Raw genomic sequence first — 17,435 nt, 5'->3', positions numbered from 1 at the left:
GTTTGTATTGACCGTATCAGTGGTTTAGGGAACTTGTCCTACGGTTCCCGGTCAATTTTCGCAGTGCTGAACTGCACGAGTTATGTGAGTCGGAGGTTTTTTCGTATGACCACTTCTTTGCAACCTGCTTATGCTCTGGTCCCGGGTGCGAACCTGGAGGCTTATGTGCACACGGTCAACAGCATTCCATTGCTGACGCCTGAGCAGGAGCGTGAACTGGCCGAGAGTCTCTACTATGAGCAGGATTTGGGGGCGGCTCGGCAGATGGTGCTCGCCCACCTGCGTTTTGTCGTACATATCGCCCGTAGCTATAGCGGCTACGGCCTGGCCCAGGCTGACCTGATCCAGGAAGGCAACGTCGGCCTGATGAAGGCTGTAAAACGCTTCAACCCGGAAATGGGTGTGCGCCTGGTGTCGTTCGCTGTGCACTGGATCAAGGCGGAAATCCACGAATTCATCCTGCGCAACTGGCGCATCGTGAAAGTGGCGACCACCAAGGCCCAGCGCAAGCTGTTCTTCAACCTGCGCAGCCAGAAGAAACGCCTGGCGTGGCTGAACAACGAGGAAGTCCACCGTGTGGCGGAAAGCCTCGGTGTGGAGCCTCGGGAAGTGCGCGAGATGGAAAGTCGCCTGACCGGCCATGACATGGCCTTCGACCCGGCCGCCGAAGCGGACGACGACAGCGCTTTCCAATCGCCGGCCAACTACCTGGAAGACCACCGGTACGACCCGGCGCGTCAACTGGAAGATGCCGATTGGAGCGACAACTCCAACCACAACCTGCACGAAGCGCTGGAAGTGCTGGACGACCGCAGCCGTGACATCCTCTACCAGCGCTGGCTGGCAGAAGAAAAAGCCACGCTGCACGACCTGGCGCAGAAGTACAACGTGTCGGCCGAGCGTATTCGTCAGCTTGAGAAGAGCGCGATGAATAAGCTGAAACTGTCGATCGCCGCCTAACACGCTGCGAACGACCAAAAAAATGCCCCGATCGAAAGATCGGGGCATTTTTGTTCGTGCCCGAAAAACCTCAAGCCTTACGCGGTCCAAGGTGTAGGCGCTGGCTGGCCTGCGATCGCGGTGGGTCAGCCAGCGCTATTGGGTGGTGTCAGTTGGCCCACGGCGCCTGCCGCGTACTGTTCAGCTCATTCAAATAGCCGGTACCACCCAACTGCCCCATCTGCTGACGAATCCAAGCCGCCCGCCGCGCCACATACGCCGTCGGATGGCTGGCACTCCACACCCGTGGATTAGGCAGTACAGCGGCCAGATAGCTGGCCTGCTGCCGCGAAAGTCCCTTGGCACCCACGCCAAAATGATGCCGCGCCGCCGCCTCTGCGCCAAACACCCCTTCATCCCACTCCACACTGTTGAGGTACACCTCAAGGATCCGCTGCTTGGGCCACAGGATCTCGATCAACCCGGTAAACCAGGCTTCCAGGCCCTTGCGCAAGTAACTGCGGCCGGCCCACAGGAACAGGTTCTTCGATACCTGCTGGCTCAGCGTACTGGCACCGCGAATCGAACCACCGCGCTCGTTATGCAGCAAAGCGGCCTGGATCGCACCAAAGTCAAAGCCCCAATGCTGCGGGAAGCGCTGGTCCTCGCCGGCCATCACCGCGACTTTCAGGTCATCGGAGATCTCATCCCACGGCACCCAGGTCCGTTGCAGGTCAATGGGCTCGCTGTCGATCCAGGATTCGATCTTGCGCTCGACCATCAGTGCGGTGAACGGCGGCGGGACGACACGAAACAGCAGCACCAGCAAAACACTGCCGATGACAAACCATTTCACGACTTTGAGAAAACGACTGAAGAGGACACGCAGCATAGAGATGGCTTGGCCGAACCCGTTGAGCGGGCCATTATACAGACCCTGCCCAATGAGTCTGACTGGAGTTCCTCATGTTGCGTGGCTTTCTGATGCTGGCTGCTTTTTTCGGTTTTACCGGTGTTGCCCTCGGCGCATTTGCCGCCCATGGCCTGAAAAAGAGCCTGAGTGCTGAGTACCTGGCGATTTTCCACACCGGTGTGACCTACCAGTTGGTGCACGCCCTGGCGTTGTTTGGCGTGGCCTTGCTCGCCGCGCATATGCCTGGGCGGCTGGTGCTGTGGGCCGGAGTGTCGTTTAGCATCGGTATCCTGTTGTTCTCCGGCAGCCTGTACCTGTTGACCACCATCGGCATCGGCAAACTGGGGATCATCACGCCGTTTGGCGGCCTGGCGTTCCTGATTGGCTGGCTGTGCCTGGGGCTCGCCGCCTGGCGCCTGCAACTGACCGCCTGACGCTTGTAGCTGACCTTCAGGTCACGATCAGGCTAGAATGCTGGCCCCTAAAAACGATGGCGGCCCGTGGCATGCGCATTCAATTGAACGGCGAATCCTATGAACTGCCCGACGGTGAAACCGTCGCGGCCCTGCTGACCCGTCTGGAACTGACCGGACGTCGCGTCGCAGTGGAGCTCAACCAGGATATCGTCCCGCGTAGCCAGCACACCGAAACCGCCCTCACCGAAGGCGACCAGGTCGAAGTGGTCCACGCCATCGGCGGCGGCTAGGCCCGGGGCAACTACCCGAATTCTGCAGAACCTCACCCCAACTCGAGGATTTCCCATGAGCATCGTTCGTAGCGACAAGCCCTTCGTCCTGGCCGGTCGTACTTACCAGTCGCGTTTGCTGGTAGGCACCGGCAAGTACCGCGACATGGAAGAAACCCGCCTGGCTATCGAAGCCTCGGGCGCCGAAATCGTGACAGTGGCCGTGCGCCGCACCAATATCGGCCAGAACCCGGGCGAACCGAACCTGCTGGATATCCTGCCGCCGGATCGCTACACCATCCTGCCGAACACTGCCGGTTGCTACGACGCCATCGAAGCCGTGCGCACCTGCCGCCTGGCCCGTGAGCTGCTCGACGGCCACAACCTGGTGAAGCTGGAAGTGCTGGCGGACCAGAAAACCCTGTTCCCCAACGTGATCGAAACCCTCAAGGCCGCCGAAACCCTGGTCAAGGAAGGTTTCGACGTGATGGTCTACACCAGCGATGACCCGATCATCGCCCGCCAACTGGCCGAGATCGGCTGCATCGCGGTGATGCCACTGGCCGGCCTGATCGGCACTGGCCTGGGGATCTGCAACCCGTACAACCTGCAGATCATCCTCGAAGAAGCCAAGATCCCGGTGCTGGTGGATGCCGGCGTCGGTACCGCGTCCGATGCCACCATTGCCATGGAGCTGGGCTGCGAAGCGGTGCTGATGAACTCGGCCATCGCCAACGCACAACAGCCGATCATGATGGCCGAAGCCATGAAACACGCGATTGTCGCCGGCCGCCTGGCGTACCTCGCCGGACGTATGCCGAAAAAACTTTACGCCAGCGCCTCTTCGCCGCTGGATGGTCTGATCAAGTAAGAGCCATTGATGACTGAATCAAACGAAACGCCGAACCCCGTGGAAGAAGGCGACGAGTCCAAGCACCGCCGCATCAAGAGTTTTGTGATGCGTGCCGGGCGCATGACCGAAGGCCAGCAAAAGGGCCTCGACCAGGGCGCGCCGCTGTTCGTCCTGCCCCTGGCTGACGCGCCGGTGGACTTCGACCAGGTGTTTGGCCGTTCTGCCCCGCGCTCCCTGGAGATCGGCTTCGGCATGGGCCATTCCCTGCTGGAAATGGCTGCAGCGTCGCCCGAGCAAGACTTTATCGGTGTGGAAGTGCACCGTCCGGGCGTGGGCGCACTGCTCAACGGCGTGCTGACCCAGGGCCTGAAAAACCTGCGGGTCTATGACTGCGACGCGATCGAAGTGCTCAACCGCTGCATCGCCGATAACAGCCTCGACCGCCTGATGCTGTTTTTCCCGGATCCATGGCACAAGAGCCGTCACCACAAGCGCCGTATCGTCCAGGCGTCCTTCGCGGAGCTGGTGCGCAGCAAACTCAAGGTCGGCGGCATCCTGCACATGGCCACCGATTGGGAACCGTATGCGGAGTACATGCTGGAAGTGATGAACGTCGCCCCTGGCTACCGCAACCTGGCCGAAGATGGTCAGTGCGTACCACGCCCGGCCGAGCGTCCGATCACCAAGTTCGAACGCCGTGGCGAGCGATTGGGGCATGGGGTTTGGGATTTGAAGTTCGAAAAGCTGGCGTAATCAGCTAGCAAGCTGAAATGCGATTAACTGTGGGAGCTGGCTTGCCGGCGATAGCATCACTTCGGTGTCACTGATACACCGAGGTGCTTGCATCGCAGGCAAGCCAGCTCCCACAGTTGTTTTGTGGTGGGCTTTGAGTCAGCGGCGGTCGGCAACCACGCCAATCAACACCAGCACCACCAACAGCACCGGTGCCAGGCTGTAGTTATTGAACTGGCTCAACCCCCGCACAATCCAGGGTGTGGCGTAGATCAGCGCAGCACCGCTGCCGATCATGCACAGCAGGGCCATCAACGGTACGCGCAAGGCGCCGGCGATGTTGCCCAGGCGTGCTTCGACCCAACCCTTGATATCGGCGCCGAATAGCACCAACAGGCAGCCTACCAGCGCCAGGGAGATTTCCGACAGGTTGCTACGGCTCCAGCGGGATACGGTGGCGAGCAGGTCGAGTACCAGATCCATTCGATTTCCTTAGAGCGATCAGCTCAAAAACTTCTGCAGCAGGTCATTGAGAAAGAGTTGCCCACGGTCCGTGGCCGCCAGGCGTGACGGTTCGACCTGCAATAAGCCACTTTGTTCGGCATCCCTGCGGGCTTGTTCCAGGCTGGCCAAGTCCAGGCCGGTGCGCTCGGCATACAGCCTGGCTTCGACGCCCTCGGTCAGGCGCAGGGCGTTCATCAGGAACTCAAAGGGCAACTCTTCATTGCTCAGCTCTTTCGACCCGGCCTGGAAGGTTTTTGCCGGGTTGAGGTAGTCCTTCGGTGCGCGGGTCTTCCAGGTGCGCACGATGCGCCCGTCTGGATGGCTGAGCTTGCCGTGGGCGCCGGCGCCGATGCCGATAAAGTCGCCAAAACTCCAGTAATTGAGGTTATGCCGCGCGGGCCGGCCCGGCTGGGCGTAGGCCGAGACTTCATATTGCGCGTAGCCGTGTTCGGCGAGCAGGGCCTGGCCGGCTTCCTGGATATCCCACAGGGTGTCGTCTTCCGGCAGCGTCGGCGGCTGGTTCCAGAACACAGTGTTGGGTTCCAGGGTCAGTTGGTACCACGACAGATGGGTCGGCTTGAGCGCAATCGCCTGGCGCAGGTCGCCCAGGGCGTCGTCCAGGGATTGGTCGGGCAAACCGTGCATCAGGTCCAGGTTGAAGTTATCGAAGCCGGCCTGGCGTGCCATGCCGGCGGCGCGTACGGCTTCGTCGCCGTTGTGGATGCGGCCCAGGGCCTTGAGCTTGTCCTGCTGGAAGCTCTGGATGCCAATCGACAGGCGATTGATCCCCAGCTTGCGGTAGGCGACGAACTTCTCTTGCTCGAAGGTACCGGGGTTGGCTTCCAGAGTGATCTCGATGTCGCGGGCAAACGGGATACGTTGCTCCACGCCCTCCAGCAAACGGCCCAGCGCCGCAGCACTGAACAGGCTTGGCGTGCCTCCGCCAAAGAAGATCGAACTCAGCTCGCGGCCATACACCGCGTGCAGGTCCTGATCCAGGTCCGCCAGCAACGCGTCGACATACTCTTCTTCCGGCAGCACCTTGCTGGCGGTGTGGGAGTTGAAGTCGCAATAGGGGCATTTACGCACGCACCACGGGATGTGGATGTACAGCGCCAGGGGCGGCAGTACTGGCAGGGCCGCCCGAGGTGTTTGCGCGCCACCGAGGATCAGGGGCTGCGCGGAGGTGTTCTGGGTCATTTCAAGCCCAGACGCTGGCGCAGCAAATCCATTGCGCGGGCGCGGTGGCTGATCTGGTTCTTGTCGGCGGGGCTCAGTTCGGCGCTGGACACATTGCGCTCCGGCACCCAGAACAGCGGGTCATAGCCAAACCCGTGCTCGCCGCTGGCCGCGTGCAGGATGCGCCCGTGCCACAAGCCTTCGCAGAGAATCGGCAGCGGGTCGTCGGCATGTCGCACCAGGGCCAGCACACAGACAAACTGCGCGCCGCGCATCGCGTCCGGCACGTCCTTGAGGGCGTCCAGCAGCTTGGCGTTGTTCGCCGCGTCGCCTTTGCCGTCGGCATAGCGCGCCGAGTAGATGCCGGGGGCGCCGCCGAGGAAGTCCACGGCCAGGCCGGAGTCGTCGGCCAGTGCCGGCAGCCCGGAAATGCGCGCGGCATTGCGGGCCTTGAGGATGGCGTTCTCGACGAACGACAGGCCGGTTTCCTCCGGCTCCACCTGGCTGAACTCGCCAATCGAGCGCAATTGCACCGATTCGCCGAGCATGGCCTGGAGTTCCTTGAGTTTGCCGGCGTTATGGCTGGCCAGTACGAGTTGTGTCAGGTTCATTATTCGGCCGGGAACAGTTCTTGGGTGAAACTGAAGCCGTGGGCTTTGCCGCCGGTTTCAACATTGATGGTAAAGGTGCGGAATTCCTGCTGCGGCACCGAGTAGGGGGCGAGGTAGTAGATAGCGCCTTTTTCGGTGATTTGCTTGAAGGTCAGCATTTCACTCTTGCCGGTCAAGTCCTTGATCGTGCCGGTCACTTGGGCCGCCACGGGCTCCACGCCCTTGATCACCGAGACATTGATCATGCCCTTGTTCTTGCTGCGCACCACGCCCACGGCCTGGGCCGTCTCGGGTTGCAGGAAGCTGGAGGTGAAGGTGCTGTAGTGCACGGTGATATCACCAAACGCCTTCTGCCGATTGCTGTCGATAGGGCCGGCAGCCATGGCGCTGGCGCCCAGGCAGGCGGTGAGTAGAAAAATAGCCAGGCGACTCATGATCGTCCTCCTCGAAAATGGTTAGACGGCAATCTGATGATCGGTCAGGCCAGGACTGCTGACCCGATAAATCCCGATTTCACCTAAAAGATTAGGCCATAGCTTACTTGCCCAGCCGTGGCGATGCTGTTGATCGACGGCAAGGCGATTGATCACCTTGGCTTCGCGCCCGCTGCACAGCGCTTCGAAGTCCTCGAAGGTGCAGAAGTGAATATTGGGCGTGTTGTACCAGGTGTACGGCAGGAAGTCCGATACCGGCATCCGGCCCTTGGTGGCCAGGTACCAGCGGCAGCGCCAGTGGCCGAAGTTGGGGAAGGTGATGATGCACTGGCGGCCGACGCGCAGCATTTCGTCGAGGATCCGGTCCGGGTAATGCACAGCCTGCAGGGCCTGGGTCATCACCACGATATCGAAGCTGTTGCTGGCAAAGTTGCCCAGGCCCTTGTCCAGGTCCTGCTCGATTACGTTGATGCCCTTGGCCACGCACTGGGCGATGTTGTCCGGGTCGTTTTCCAGGCCATAGCCGGTGACTTGCTTGTTGTCGCGCAGCCAGCTCAGCAGTTCGCCATCGCCGCAACCCAGGTCGAGCACGCGGCTGCCGGCGGGGATCCAGTCTTGGATGATTTCCAGGTCCGCTCTCATGGCGTTCTCACAAAGTTATGCGGTTCATGTAATTGCTGAAGGCCTGCAGATAGCGCGGGATCGGGATCAGGAAGGCATCGTGGCCCTGCGGTGCGTCGATCTCCAGGTAGCAGACGTCTTTGCGCGCAGCCATCAGCGCATCCACCAGCTCCCGCGAACGGGCCGGCGAGAAGCGCCAGTCGGTGGTGAATGACATCACGCAGAACTTGGCCGTGGCGCCTTCGAAGGTCTTCGCCAGGTCGTCATCAAAGTTTGCCGCCGGGTCGAAGTAGTCCAGGGCCTTGGTCATCAGCAGGTAGGTATTGGCGTCGAAACGCCCGGAAAACTCCTCGCCCTGGTAACGCAGGTAGCTTTCGACCTGGAATTCGACGCTGTGGAAGTCGTAGTTGAGCTTCTCGCTCTTGAGCCCACGGCCGAATTTTTCGCCCATGGAGTCATCCGACAGGTAGGTGATATGTCCGACCATCCGCGCCAGCATCAAGCCGCGCTTGGGGATCACCCCGGCTTCCTGGAATGAACCGCCGTGGAACTCGGGGTCGGTGAGGATCGCCTGGCGCGCCACTTCGTTGAAGGCGATGTTCTGTGCCGACAACTTCGGGGCCGAGGCGATGGCCAGGCAATGGCGCACGCGGTCGGGGTAGGTAATGGTCCATTGCAGGGCCTGCATGCCGCCCAGGCTGCCGCCGATCACCGCTGCCCATTGCTGGATGCCCAGCCGGTCGGCCAGGCGTGCCTGGCTGTGCACCCAGTCTTCCACGGTCAGTACCGGGAAGTCGGCGCCAAACGGCTTGCCGGTTTCCGGGTTGAGGCTGCTGGGGCCGGTGGAGCCGTTGCAGCCGCCGAGGTTGTTCAGGCTGACCACAAAGAACTTGTTGGTGTCGATGGGTTTGCCAGGGCCGATGCAGCTGTCCCACCAGCCGGGCTTGCGCTCGTCGGCGCTGTGGTAGCCGGCGGCGTGATGATGGCCCGACAGGGCGTGACAGATCAGCACGGCGTTGCTGGCCGTGGCGTTCAACGCACCGTAGGTTTCATAGATCAGGTCATAGGCCGGCAGCGACCGCCCGCAGGCCAGGGCCAGGGGTTCGCTGAAGTGCGCCACTTGGGGCACGACCAGTCCAACAGAATCGGGGGGAAAGGCAGTTGGCATCGACCCTGCTCTCGTTTAAATGAGGCGTAAGTCTAAAGAGCGGGGGGCCTAGCGGCAAGCGAAGGCCTGCATGGATTCACTTCAAGACACAGTTACAAAAATGTGGGGGCTTGCCTGCCCCCACATGTTGTCCCGCGCAGCCCGCAAACGGTCGTCAGATCAGCAAGCGCAGGATGTCCGGCATCATGGTCATTGCCGCCAGGTTGTTGATCACCAGCATGTCCAGGAGCTTGAGCACCATGAACGCGAGGATCGGCGAGATATCCAGGCCGCCGAGGTTCGGCAGGATCTTGCGGAATGGCGCCAGGGCCGGTTCGCAGATTTGGTTGACCAGCTCGGCACCAGGGTTATGGCTGCCCGGTGCGACCCAGGACAGGATCACGCTGATGATCAGTGCAAAGAAGAAAATCTTCAGGAACAGCGCGGTCACGCCGATCAGGGCCCAGACCAGCAGTTGCAGGAAGTTGCCCATGGTGCCGTAGGTCAGCAGCAGCGTCAGGGCCATCAGCGCCAGTTGCACCAGGATCGCCAGTACCAGCGACGACATGTCCAGGCCGAACAGGCTCGGGATTACCCGACGCAGCGGCTTGAGCAGCGGCTGGGTGGCCTTCACGGCGAATTGGCAGAGCGGGTTGTAGAAGTTGGCGCGTACCAGTTGCAGGACAAAGCGCAACAGCACGATCAGCAGGTAAAGGCTGCCGAGGGTTTGCAGTACATAGACGGCAGCGGTGTTCAAACCAATCATATTGGCTCCTTATTGACCCAGTTGTTCGGCAAGTTCAGCCGAGCGGTGCGCGGCGGCACCCAGTGCTTTTTCGACCAGGGCTTCAAAGCCCCCGGCCTGGAACGATTCGATGGCCGCCTGTGTGGTGCCATTGGGCGAGGTCACGCGACGGCGCAATTCGGCCGCATCCACATCGCTGGAGACCACCATATGTGCGGCGCCGAGGGCGGTTTGCTGGGTCAGTTGCTCAGCGATTTCCCGTGGCAGGCCCAGCTTCACGCCGGCGGCGGTCATGGCTTCGACCAGCAGGAAGAAATACGCCGGGCCACTGCCGGACACGGCGGTGACGGCGTCCAGTTGCTGCTCTTCTTCCAGCCACAGGGCCACACCCACGGCCGACAACAGCTCCTGGGCCTGCTCACGCTGGGCGGCGCTCACTTGGGCGGTGGCGTACAGGCCGCTGACACCCTGGCGCAGCAGCGATGGGGTGTTGGGCATGCAACGCACGATGGGTTGGGCGCCGAGCCAGTTGTTCATGCTGGCGCAGTTGATACCGGCGGCAATCGACACCACCAGTTGCTGCGGCGCCAGGCTTGGGCGCAAGGCTTCGCACACGGCTTTCATGGCCTGTGGCTTGACCGCCAGTACGATCAAGTCGACGCCCTGGATGGCCTCGGCGTTGTCGGCGAAGGTTTCGATACCGTGTTCTGCGCTCACCCGGGCACGGGTCTCGGCGCCCGGATCGCTGGCGCGAATCTGCGAGGCTTGCAGGCCCTTGGCCCGCAGGCCACCGATCAGGCTGGCCGCCATGTTGCCGGCGCCGATAAAGGCTATACGCGTGTTGCTCATGACAGGTCCTTACTCAGATGGAAGTCAGCCATTTCATGGCTGGCCGTAGTCGCGGGCACCAAACAGCGCGGTACCGATCCGCACCCAGGTGGCCCCTTGGGCAATGGCCGACTCAAGGTCATGGCTCATGCCCATGGAAAGTGTGTCGAGCCCCAGGTCCAGGCTCGCTTGCAAGTCACGCACTGCGGCAAACGCCGCATCTTGCTGTGCCCGGTCGTCAGTGGGCTCGGGGATCGCCATCAGGCCGCGCAGCTTCAAGCGGGGCAGGGCCTGGATCGCCTCGGCCAGCGCTGGCAGGTCGGCGGGTGTACAGCCGGACTTGCTGGCTTCGCCACTGACATTGACCTGAATGCAGATATTGAGCGGCGGCAGGTCGGCCGGGCGTTGTTCGGACAGGCGTTGGGCAATTTTCAGGCGGTCCACGGAATGCACCCAAGCGAAGTTCTCGGCGATAGCGCGCGTCTTGTTCGATTGAATGGGGCCGATGAAGTGCCAACTCAAGGGCAGGTCGGTTAAATCGGCCTGTTTGCCCAGGGCTTCCTGCAAGTAGTTCTCGCCGAAGTCGCGCATCCCGGCGGCGTAGGCTTCGCGCACGGCTTGCGCGGGTTTGGTCTTGCTCACGGCCAGCAAGTGCACGCTGGTTTCATCGCGTTGCACGGCCTTGGCCGCGGCACGGATCCGCTCGGTAACCAGGCCGATATTGTCTGCTATGGTCGACATTAAAGTTGCGCCCGCGGATATGGAGTCCGCGGCATTCTACTGGAAATGGATAGCCCTATGGACATCACTGAACTGCTGGCCGCAAGCGTCAGCCAGGGCGCCTCCGACCTGCATCTGTCGGCAGGCTTGGCGCCGAGGATGCGCGTCGATGGCGAGGTACTGCCACTGGATTGGCCGGTGCTGAGTGCTACGCAAGTAGCGGACTTGCTCAGCCCGATCCTCCATAAACACCAGCAAAAGGATTTCGAAACATCTCTTGAAACGGATTTTTCCTTCGATTTGCCTGGCGTCGCGCGCTTTCGCGCCAACGTGTTCTGCCAGCACCGGGGGCTGGGGGCGGTGTTCCGTGCGATCCCCTCTCGGGTCCAGAGCCTGGAAGCCCTGGGGCTGGGGGACATATTCCGGCGCATCGCCGAATTGCCCAGAGGGCTGGTGCTGGTGACTGGTGCCACGGGCTCGGGCAAGTCCACCACCCTGGCGGCGATGGTCGATTACCTCAACAGCACCCGTCAGCAGCACATCCTGACCCTTGAAGACCCTATCGAGTTTGTCCACGAACCGCGTAAAGCGCTGATCAGCCAACGCCAGGTGCACCGCGACACCCACAGTTTCTCGACGGCCCTGCGTTCGGCGTTGCGCGAAGACCCGGATGTGATCCTGGTTGGCGAGTTGCGCGACCTGGAAACCATCCGCCTGGCCCTGACGGCGGCGGAAACCGGGCACTTGGTGTTTGGCACCCTGCACACCAATTCGGCGGCGAAAACCGTGGATCGGCTGGTGGATGTGTTTCCGGCGGGGGAAAAGGCCATGGTCCGCTCGATGCTCTCGGAATCGCTGCAGGCGGTGGTGTCCCAGGTGTTGCTGAAGAAAGTCGGCGGCGGGCGCGTGGCGGCCCATGAAATCATGCTCGGTACACCGGCGATCCGCAACCTGATCCGTGAGGACAAGGTGGCGCAGTTGTATTCGGCGATTCAGACGGGTGGGGCGCTGGGGATGAAGACGTTGGATATGAGCTTGAAGGGGTTGGTCAGTCAGGGACTGGTCAGGCTTGAAGAGGCCCGGGAGCAGGCGCGGGTGCCCGCAGATATATAGGATGTGGGAGCTGGCTTGCCTGCGATGCAGGCAACTCGGTGTGTCAGTCACACTGAGGTGATGCTATCGCAGGCAAGCCAGCTCCCACACAAGCCAGCATTCACATTTGCATTTACTGTCAGCGCTGCACAATCCGCAGGTTGTTCTGCTCTTTGGGCAGCACGCGCTTGGCAATCACGTAGTTCTTGTTCCAGAACGGCTTTTTCAGGGTGTCGATGCTGACCGACTTGCCACGGCGCGGTGCGTGGATAAAGCGGTCGTTGCCCAGGTAGATGGCAACATGGTTGACCTGGCGGCTCTTGAGCTTGAAGAACAACAGGTCGCCGGGCTTCAGATCCTTGCGATCGACCTTCTGCCCATGGCCGCTGGCCATGGCGTTGGAGGTGCGTGGCAAATCCACTGCAGCCACATCATTGAAGGCGTATTTCACCAGGCCGCTGCAATCAAAGCCTTTACTTGGGCTACTGCCGCCCCAACGATAAGGGGTACCGAGCACGTTGACGGCACGGCTCAAGACTTTGCTGCTTTGCTGGTTATTGCTCGCTACCAGGCCCGGAACTGCTTTAACGTTGGCCTTGCTCAGCTGAGTCGGGCGCTTGACGGTGAGCTTTGCCGATTTGGCGGAGGTGGTAGTGGCGTGAACTTTAGGGGTAAAACCATTAACGTTCGGAAGTCGTTGCTCACGATTGGTGGCGTGGGCGGCCAGTGGCATCAATAGGCAAATGGTTAGCCATGTCTTTAAAAATGGTCGCATAAGGCAGGCTCTTGTTGGTTTGCGCGCAACTTTATAACAGCTTTTAGTGTCTTTCTCAGGCCGTCTGTCGACTGAACCTTGACGTCAAAATCAGGAAAACCGCGACGAACTGTCGCAATTGTCCTACACAAGTCAGGCGGTATAAGGCTTTGAGGGAAGCGACGATAACATTTGCCGTACGTCGGGTGCCTGTAAAAAAGTCACAAAGAAACCAGAAATATTTATCTATCGAGGCTAAAGAGGTCATTCATGAACACCTATCGACAGGATGTTTCGCAACAGGACACCCATAGCAAGGTGATCGGTTACCTGCTCTGGATCTTCGGTTTTACCGGGGCACACCGCTTTTACTACGGCAAGCCGGTGACCGGGACGATCTGGTTCTTCACCTTTGGTTTGCTGGGTATTGGCTGGCTGATCGACCTGTTCCTGATCCCGGCGATGGACCGTGAAGCCGACCTGCGTTTTACCGCCGGGCCGATCGAGTACAACGTGGCCTGGATTCTTCTGACGTTTCTTGGGGTGTTTGGCTTGCACCGCATGTATCAGGGCAAATGGCTCACCGGCCTGTTGTATCTGGTAACGGGCGGCTTGTTCCTGGTCGGCGTGCTGTATGACTTCTGGACGCTGAATACGCAGGTTTCGATCCGCAATGCCGAGCGGCTGGGCGGGCGCTAAGCCTGGCTAGGCTCATGTGGGCACGGTCAAATGTGGGAGCTGGCTCCTACATTTTTGACCGTGCCCACTTTAGAGCGGATCAGGCCTGGTAGCTGATCCTTCCATCCACCAGGGTGTAGCGCACAGTCGCCGGCAAGCTATGGCCGATGAATGGGCAGTTTTCACCCCGAGACAGCCACTGCTCGCCAGCCACGGTGGAGCTGGCCGGATCAAACAGCACCAGGTCCGCCGCAGAACCCACCGCCAGCTTGCCCGCCGGCAGGCGCAGCGCTTGGGCCGGGCCTGAGCTCAGGCGTGCCAGCAGCGTTGGCAAGTCCAGCAACCCATCTTCCACCAGGGTCATCGCCAGCGGCAGCAGCAACTCGACGCTGCTGATCCCAGGCTCTGTCGCGCCAAATGGGGCCAGCTTGGCATCCCGTTCGTGGGGCTGGTGATGGCTGGAGATCGCCGAAACCACCCCGGACTTCACCGCTGCGCGCAAACCGTCGCGGTCGGCGCGGGTGCGCAGTGGCGGTTGCACGTGGTACAGGCTGGAGAAGTCGATCAACGCCTCATCGGTCAGAATCAACTGGTACAACGCCACATCGGCGGTCACCGGCAAGCCGCGGGCCTGGGCCTGGGCGATCAGGGCCACGCCGCGGGCGCTGGTCAGTTGGCTGAAGTGCGCACGCACCCCGCTTTGTTCCACCAGCAGCAGGTCACGGGCCAGGGCTACGGTTTCTGCGGTTTCCGGGATGCCTGCCAGGCCGAGGAAGCTGGCGGTAGGGCCTTCATGGGCCAGGCCGCCTTCAGCCAGGTCGTGGTCCTGGGAGTGGAAGATCACCGTCAGGTCGAAGGTGGCTGCGTATTCCAGGGCGCGGCACAGGGTGCGGGTGCTGCGGAAGCTTTCCAGGCCATTGCCGAAGGCCACGCAACCCGCGTCGCGCAGGGCAATCAGCTCCGCCAGTTGTTCGCCATCCAGGCCTTTGCTCAGGGCGCCGATGGGGAACACTTTGCAATTGCCGGCCTCGCGGGCACGGTCAAGGATCAGCTCGGCCACGGCCGAGGTGTCCAGCACCGGTTTGGTCTGCGGCGGGCAGCACAGGCTGGTGACACCGCCGGCAGCGGCGGCGCGGGTTTCGCTGGCGATGCTGCCTTTGCGGCTGTAGCCCGGCTCGCGCAGGGCGACGTTCAGGTCTACCAGGCCGGGAGCAGCCACCAGGCCTTTGGCGTCGATGCTCTGAACCGGGCTGAAACCGCTGGGGGCGGCGCCAATGGCAATGATCTTGCCGGCTTCCAGGTGCAGATCAGTGACTTGATCCAGGCCGCTGGCCGGATCGATGACTCGGGCGCCGAGAATGCTGAGCTTCACTGGGCGTTCTCCTGCTCGAATTGACGTTGGGCGGTTTGCCCGCTCATGGCCATGGACAGCACGGCCATGCGTACGGCGATGCCGTAGGTAACCTGGTTGAGAATCACCGAGTGCGGCCCGTCGGCCACCGCCGACTCAATCTCCACCCCGCGGTTGATCGGGCCGGGGTGCATGACAATGGCATCCGGCTTGGCACCGGCCAGGCGCGCGGTGGTCAGGCCGAACAGGCGGTAGAACTCGCCTTCGCTGGGCAGCAGGCCACCGGCCATGCGCTCGCGTTGCAGGCGCAGCATGATCACCACGTCCACATCCTTCAGGCCCGTGGCCATGTCGGTGTAGACCTTCACCCCGTATTGCTCGATGCCTACCGGCAGCAGGGTTTTCGGTGCAATCACGCGGATATCCGGGCAGCCCAGGGTTTTCAGGGCCAGCATGTTCGAGCGCGCTACCCGCGAATGCAGGATATCGCCGACGATGGCCACCGAGAGGTTTTCAAAGCCACCCTTGTGCCGACGGATGGTAAGCATGTCGAGCATGCCCTGGGTCGGGTGGGCGTGGCGGCCATCGCCGCCGTTGATGATCGCCACCTGCGGGCACACGTGCTCGGCGATAAAGTGCGCCGCGCCCGAGTCGCCATGACGCACCACGAACATGTCGGCCGCCATGGCCTCCAGGTTACGCAGGGTGTCGAGCAGGGTTTCGCCCTTGCTCGCCGACGAGGTGGAGACGTTCAGGGTGATCACGTCGGCTGACAGGCGCTGGGCCGCCAGTTCGAAGGTGGTGCGGGTGCGCGTCGAGTTCTCGAAGAACACGTTGCAAATGGTTTTGCCGCGCAGCAGCGGGACTTTCTTCACCGCTCGGCCGCCGACTTCAAGGAACGAGTCGGCAGTGTCGAGGATTTCGGTGAGCAATTCGCGGGGCAGGCCGTCGAGGGACAGGAAGTGTTGCAGCTGGCCCTGAGCGTTGAGCTGCAGCGGGCGCTTGGCATCTAGAGGCGTCATCGCGGGGACTCTTTACAAGGCGGTTTAAAGGGCGAGGTCTTGCAGTTCGAGTTCGAGCGGCGTGGGACCGGACAATTTTACCCGCTGCTGGGCTGAAAGCGACAGGGTCGCGCCCACCACATCCGGGCTGATCGGCAGTTCGCCAGCCTCGAGGTCGAGCAGGCAGACCAGGGTGATGCTGGCCGGGCGGCCGTAGTCGAACAGCTCGTTCATGGCGGCCCGGATGGTGCGGCCGCTCATCAGCACGTCATCAATCAGCACCAGGTGCTGGCCTTCGATCTCGAACGGCAGGGCTGACGGGCGCACTTGCGGGTGCAGGCCGTTCTGGCTGAAGTCATCGCGGTAGAAGGACACGTCCAGGGTGCCCAGGGGCGAGTCATTGCCCAGCTCTTGCAGCAACGCCTGGGCGACCCACACACCGCCGGTGCGGATGCCGATGAAGCGCGGCTCGCTGATGGCGCGGTGTTGCAGATGGGCCTTGAGGCGAATCGCCATCTGGCTGATCAGTTCGGCGGGATTGGGCAGGCTCATGGTGGCTCCTTCAAGGGCTCGGCCAGCGTGACGCTGACAAAGTCCGGGCTCAAACGTAAGAAGACGCGGCAAGCCGCGTCAGTCAGGATTCAAATAAAGCAGTGTTTTCATCCAGCCAGCCCTGCAACAGCAAGGCGGCGGCAATGGCGTCGACCGGGTTGTCGCGGTAGCTGCCTTTCTGCCCGCCACGGTCGCGGCGCTCACCCTTGGCCTCGAAGGTCGTCAGGCGCTCATCGTGGGTATAGAAGGGCAGGTTGTAGCGGCCATTGAGGCGACGAGCGAACTTCTCGGCGCGCAGGCACATGTCGCTGGGGGTGCCGTCCATGTTCAGCGGCAGGCCGACCACCACCGCGTCGGGCTTCCATTCCTTGATCAGGGCTTCGACCTGATTCCAGTCCGGAATGCCGTTTTGCGCCTTCAAGGTACACAGCTCGCGGGCCTGGCCGGTGATGACCTGGCCCACGGCCACGCCGATCTGCTTGGTGCCGTAGTCAAACCCGAGGATCAGTCGCAAGGCCATCAGGCGTGCCCCGCCTGGCTGGTCAGCAGGTTGAGGTTGACCCCCAACTGCTTGGCCGCGGCATTCAGGCGCAGTTCGCTGGCGGTATTGAACAGAATGTCGGCATCGAACGGGCAGGTCAGCCAGGCATTATTGGCCAGTTCTTCTTCCAGTTGCCCGGCTTCCCAACCCGCGTAGCCCAGGGTAATCAGGCTCTGCTGCGGGCCGACGCCATCGGCGATGGCAAACAGCACGTCCTGGGAGGTGGACAGCGACACGCCCTCCAGGTCGACAGTGGCCTGGAACGTCGGGCCGCTGGGATGCAGCACGAAACCCCGGTCCGTCTGCACCGGGCCGCCGAAATAGATCGGCACTGCCTGGCAACTGGCGGGCGGGTCGATCTCCGGGCGCAGTTGCTCAAGGATATCTGCCAGGTTCAGGCTTTGCGGGCGGTTGACCACCAGCCCCATGGCGCCATCGGCCGTGTGCTCGACGATATAGGTCAAGGTGTGCGCAAAGTTCGGGTCGGCCATATGGGGCATGGCGATCAGGAATTGGTGCTTGAGGTAAGTCGGGCTGACATTTTTCATGTCCGCT

General features: G+C 61.8%; 23 protein-coding genes. 7 read left to right on the top strand and 16 right to left on the bottom strand.

Translation table 11 applies throughout. The annotated features are described in order from the left end of the window. Positions 1 to 105: 105 nt before the first annotated feature. Positions 106 to 960 carry an RNA polymerase sigma factor RpoH gene (rpoH, locus tag PSFL_RS13830; protein WP_003176698.1) on the top strand — a complete coding sequence of 285 codons (855 nt, stop codon included), beginning with the start codon at positions 106 to 108 and terminating at the stop codon, positions 958 to 960. Between the two features lie 148 nt (positions 961 to 1,108). Here the strand turns inward: rpoH and mtgA are convergent, their stop codons facing one another. Continuing rightward, positions 1,109 to 1,831, bottom strand: coding sequence for a monofunctional biosynthetic peptidoglycan transglycosylase (gene mtgA, locus PSFL_RS13825; RefSeq protein ID WP_057440382.1), 723 nt, complete (start codon positions 1,829 to 1,831; stop codon positions 1,109 to 1,111). Positions 1,832 to 1,905: 74 nt separating this feature from the next. Between mtgA and PSFL_RS13820 the strand changes: the two genes are divergently transcribed. The 4 genes from PSFL_RS13820 to trmB all read left to right on the top strand — a co-directional run bounded on the left by PSFL_RS13820 (position 1,906) and on the right by trmB (position 4,143). After that, entirely contained in the window at positions 1,906 to 2,286 is a 381-nt protein-coding gene (locus PSFL_RS13820) for a DUF423 domain-containing protein (protein ID WP_057440381.1), read from the top strand. Between the two features lie 71 nt (positions 2,287 to 2,357). Continuing rightward, positions 2,358 to 2,558 carry a sulfur carrier protein ThiS gene (gene thiS, locus PSFL_RS13815; RefSeq protein ID WP_162947777.1) on the top strand — a complete coding sequence of 67 codons (201 nt, stop codon included), beginning with the start codon at positions 2,358 to 2,360 and terminating at the stop codon, positions 2,556 to 2,558. A 55-nt stretch (positions 2,559 to 2,613) separates the two neighbouring features. Then, a complete protein-coding gene (locus PSFL_RS13810) occupies positions 2,614 to 3,408 on the top strand; it encodes a thiazole synthase (protein ID WP_017845016.1) in 795 nt (264 codons plus the stop codon). Between the two features lie 9 nt (positions 3,409 to 3,417). Then, a complete protein-coding gene (gene trmB / locus PSFL_RS13805; RefSeq protein ID WP_057440379.1) occupies positions 3,418 to 4,143 on the top strand; it encodes a tRNA (guanosine(46)-N7)-methyltransferase TrmB in 726 nt (241 codons plus the stop codon). Between the two features lie 138 nt (positions 4,144 to 4,281). Here the strand turns inward: trmB and PSFL_RS13800 are convergent, their stop codons facing one another. The 9 genes from PSFL_RS13800 to PSFL_RS13760 form a co-directional block, all read right to left on the bottom strand. Then, positions 4,282 to 4,605: a DUF3392 domain-containing protein gene (locus PSFL_RS13800; RefSeq protein ID WP_029300493.1), complete on the bottom strand. Its 324-nt coding sequence runs from the start codon at positions 4,603 to 4,605 to the stop codon at positions 4,282 to 4,284. Positions 4,606 to 4,623: 18 nt separating this feature from the next. Continuing rightward, the gene (gene hemW / locus PSFL_RS13795; RefSeq protein WP_115129206.1) at positions 4,624 to 5,826 is read right to left on the bottom strand and encodes a radical SAM family heme chaperone HemW; all 1,203 of its coding nucleotides are present in this window, start codon (positions 5,824 to 5,826) and stop codon (positions 4,624 to 4,626) included. Next, complete coding sequence (gene rdgB / locus PSFL_RS13790) at positions 5,823 to 6,419, bottom strand: RdgB/HAM1 family non-canonical purine NTP pyrophosphatase (RefSeq protein WP_027606096.1); 597 nt, start codon at positions 6,417 to 6,419, stop codon at positions 5,823 to 5,825. The genes hemW and rdgB overlap by 4 nt, the downstream gene beginning before the upstream one ends. Continuing rightward, complete coding sequence (locus tag PSFL_RS13785) at positions 6,416 to 6,850, bottom strand: DUF4426 domain-containing protein (RefSeq protein WP_029300487.1); 435 nt, start codon at positions 6,848 to 6,850, stop codon at positions 6,416 to 6,418. The genes rdgB and PSFL_RS13785 overlap by 4 nt, the downstream gene beginning before the upstream one ends. A gap of 21 nt (positions 6,851 to 6,871) precedes the next feature. Next, positions 6,872 to 7,492, bottom strand: coding sequence for a methionine biosynthesis protein MetW (metW, locus tag PSFL_RS13780; RefSeq protein WP_029300485.1), 621 nt, complete (start codon positions 7,490 to 7,492; stop codon positions 6,872 to 6,874). Positions 7,493 to 7,499: 7 nt separating this feature from the next. Continuing rightward, the gene (locus PSFL_RS13775) at positions 7,500 to 8,639 is read right to left on the bottom strand and encodes a homoserine O-acetyltransferase (protein ID WP_120734289.1); all 1,140 of its coding nucleotides are present in this window, start codon (positions 8,637 to 8,639) and stop codon (positions 7,500 to 7,502) included. A 154-nt stretch (positions 8,640 to 8,793) separates the two neighbouring features. Next, positions 8,794 to 9,384: a YggT family protein gene (locus PSFL_RS13770; RefSeq protein ID WP_057440376.1), complete on the bottom strand. Its 591-nt coding sequence runs from the start codon at positions 9,382 to 9,384 to the stop codon at positions 8,794 to 8,796. 9 nt (positions 9,385 to 9,393) lie between these two features. Continuing rightward, entirely contained in the window at positions 9,394 to 10,212 is an 819-nt protein-coding gene (gene proC, locus PSFL_RS13765; protein ID WP_115129203.1) for a pyrroline-5-carboxylate reductase, read from the bottom strand. Positions 10,213 to 10,245: 33 nt separating this feature from the next. Further along, positions 10,246 to 10,932, bottom strand: a complete 687-nt coding sequence (locus tag PSFL_RS13760) for a YggS family pyridoxal phosphate-dependent enzyme (RefSeq protein ID WP_057440374.1) — start codon at positions 10,930 to 10,932, stop codon at positions 10,246 to 10,248. A 57-nt stretch (positions 10,933 to 10,989) separates the two neighbouring features. Here PSFL_RS13760 and PSFL_RS13755 point away from each other — a divergent pair, with 57 nt between their 5' ends. Continuing rightward, positions 10,990 to 12,024, top strand: a complete 1,035-nt coding sequence (locus tag PSFL_RS13755; protein WP_170059529.1) for a type IV pilus twitching motility protein PilT — start codon at positions 10,990 to 10,992, stop codon at positions 12,022 to 12,024. Positions 12,025 to 12,142: 118 nt separating this feature from the next. On the opposite strand, the gene PSFL_RS13750 is transcribed toward PSFL_RS13755, so the two are convergent. Next, a complete protein-coding gene (locus tag PSFL_RS13750) occupies positions 12,143 to 12,778 on the bottom strand; it encodes a C40 family peptidase (protein WP_057440373.1) in 636 nt (211 codons plus the stop codon). A gap of 249 nt (positions 12,779 to 13,027) precedes the next feature. Here PSFL_RS13750 and PSFL_RS13745 point away from each other — a divergent pair, with 249 nt between their 5' ends. Beyond that, positions 13,028 to 13,456 carry a TM2 domain-containing protein gene (locus PSFL_RS13745; RefSeq protein ID WP_057440372.1) on the top strand — a complete coding sequence of 143 codons (429 nt, stop codon included), beginning with the start codon at positions 13,028 to 13,030 and terminating at the stop codon, positions 13,454 to 13,456. Positions 13,457 to 13,535: 79 nt separating this feature from the next. Here the strand turns inward: PSFL_RS13745 and PSFL_RS13740 are convergent, their stop codons facing one another. The 5 genes from PSFL_RS13740 to PSFL_RS13720 form a co-directional block, all read right to left on the bottom strand. Then, complete coding sequence (locus tag PSFL_RS13740) at positions 13,536 to 14,807, bottom strand: dihydroorotase (protein ID WP_057440371.1); 1,272 nt, start codon at positions 14,805 to 14,807, stop codon at positions 13,536 to 13,538. Continuing rightward, entirely contained in the window at positions 14,804 to 15,808 is a 1,005-nt protein-coding gene (locus PSFL_RS13735) for an aspartate carbamoyltransferase catalytic subunit (RefSeq protein ID WP_057440370.1), read from the bottom strand. Before PSFL_RS13735 ends, PSFL_RS13740 begins: the two co-directional genes overlap by 4 nt. Before the next feature lie 24 nt (positions 15,809 to 15,832). Next, positions 15,833 to 16,339 carry a bifunctional pyr operon transcriptional regulator/uracil phosphoribosyltransferase PyrR gene (gene pyrR / locus PSFL_RS13730; protein ID WP_169960108.1) on the bottom strand — a complete coding sequence of 169 codons (507 nt, stop codon included), beginning with the start codon at positions 16,337 to 16,339 and terminating at the stop codon, positions 15,833 to 15,835. A gap of 82 nt (positions 16,340 to 16,421) precedes the next feature. Then, entirely contained in the window at positions 16,422 to 16,859 is a 438-nt protein-coding gene (gene ruvX, locus PSFL_RS13725; protein ID WP_005792259.1) for a Holliday junction resolvase RuvX, read from the bottom strand. Further along, positions 16,859 to 17,428, bottom strand: coding sequence for a YqgE/AlgH family protein (locus PSFL_RS13720; RefSeq protein ID WP_057440369.1), 570 nt, complete (start codon positions 17,426 to 17,428; stop codon positions 16,859 to 16,861). The genes ruvX and PSFL_RS13720 overlap by 1 nt, the downstream gene beginning before the upstream one ends. Positions 17,429 to 17,435 lie beyond the last annotated feature (7 nt).

Source organism: Pseudomonas sp. DD1, assembly GCF_044510355.1.
GTDB classification, from domain to species: domain Bacteria; phylum Pseudomonadota; class Gammaproteobacteria; order Pseudomonadales; family Pseudomonadaceae; genus Aquipseudomonas; species Aquipseudomonas shahriarae.
The sequence above is the reverse complement of the archived record's forward strand: the minus strand, read 5'-3'. Positions and strand labels throughout refer to the sequence as shown.

Excerpts from the sequence above, each read along its gene's own strand:
- rpoH (WP_003176698.1), top strand. The coding sequence starts at position 106 with ATGACCACTTCTTTGCAACCTGCTTATGCTCTGGTCCCGGGTGCGAAC.
- mtgA (WP_057440382.1), bottom strand. The coding sequence starts at position 1,831 with ATGCTGCGTGTCCTCTTCAGTCGTTTTCTCAAAGTCGTGAAATGGTTT.
- PSFL_RS13820 (WP_057440381.1), top strand. The coding sequence starts at position 1,906 with ATGTTGCGTGGCTTTCTGATGCTGGCTGCTTTTTTCGGTTTTACCGGT.
- thiS (WP_162947777.1), top strand. The coding sequence starts at position 2,358 with ATGCGCATTCAATTGAACGGCGAATCCTATGAACTGCCCGACGGTGAA.
- PSFL_RS13810 (WP_017845016.1), top strand. The coding sequence starts at position 2,614 with ATGAGCATCGTTCGTAGCGACAAGCCCTTCGTCCTGGCCGGTCGTACT.
- trmB (WP_057440379.1), top strand. The coding sequence starts at position 3,418 with ATGACTGAATCAAACGAAACGCCGAACCCCGTGGAAGAAGGCGACGAG.
- PSFL_RS13800 (WP_029300493.1), bottom strand. The coding sequence starts at position 4,605 with ATGGATCTGGTACTCGACCTGCTCGCCACCGTATCCCGCTGGAGCCGT.
- hemW (WP_115129206.1), bottom strand. The coding sequence starts at position 5,826 with ATGACCCAGAACACCTCCGCGCAGCCCCTGATCCTCGGTGGCGCGCAA.
- PSFL_RS13785 (WP_029300487.1), bottom strand. The coding sequence starts at position 6,850 with ATGAGTCGCCTGGCTATTTTTCTACTCACCGCCTGCCTGGGCGCCAGC.
- metW (WP_029300485.1), bottom strand. The coding sequence starts at position 7,492 with ATGAGAGCGGACCTGGAAATCATCCAAGACTGGATCCCCGCCGGCAGC.
- PSFL_RS13775 (WP_120734289.1), bottom strand. The coding sequence starts at position 8,639 with ATGCCAACTGCCTTTCCCCCCGATTCTGTTGGACTGGTCGTGCCCCAA.
- PSFL_RS13770 (WP_057440376.1), bottom strand. The coding sequence starts at position 9,384 with ATGATTGGTTTGAACACCGCTGCCGTCTATGTACTGCAAACCCTCGGC.
- proC (WP_115129203.1), bottom strand. The coding sequence starts at position 10,212 with ATGAGCAACACGCGTATAGCCTTTATCGGCGCCGGCAACATGGCGGCC.
- PSFL_RS13760 (WP_057440374.1), bottom strand. The coding sequence starts at position 10,932 with ATGTCGACCATAGCAGACAATATCGGCCTGGTTACCGAGCGGATCCGT.
- PSFL_RS13755 (WP_170059529.1), top strand. The coding sequence starts at position 10,990 with ATGGACATCACTGAACTGCTGGCCGCAAGCGTCAGCCAGGGCGCCTCC.
- PSFL_RS13750 (WP_057440373.1), bottom strand. The coding sequence starts at position 12,778 with ATGCGACCATTTTTAAAGACATGGCTAACCATTTGCCTATTGATGCCA.
- PSFL_RS13745 (WP_057440372.1), top strand. The coding sequence starts at position 13,028 with ATGAACACCTATCGACAGGATGTTTCGCAACAGGACACCCATAGCAAG.
- PSFL_RS13735 (WP_057440370.1), bottom strand. The coding sequence starts at position 15,808 with ATGACGCCTCTAGATGCCAAGCGCCCGCTGCAGCTCAACGCTCAGGGC.
- pyrR (WP_169960108.1), bottom strand. The coding sequence starts at position 16,339 with ATGAGCCTGCCCAATCCCGCCGAACTGATCAGCCAGATGGCGATTCGC.
- ruvX (WP_005792259.1), bottom strand. The coding sequence starts at position 16,859 with ATGGCCTTGCGACTGATCCTCGGGTTTGACTACGGCACCAAGCAGATC.
- PSFL_RS13720 (WP_057440369.1), bottom strand. The coding sequence starts at position 17,428 with ATGAAAAATGTCAGCCCGACTTACCTCAAGCACCAATTCCTGATCGCC.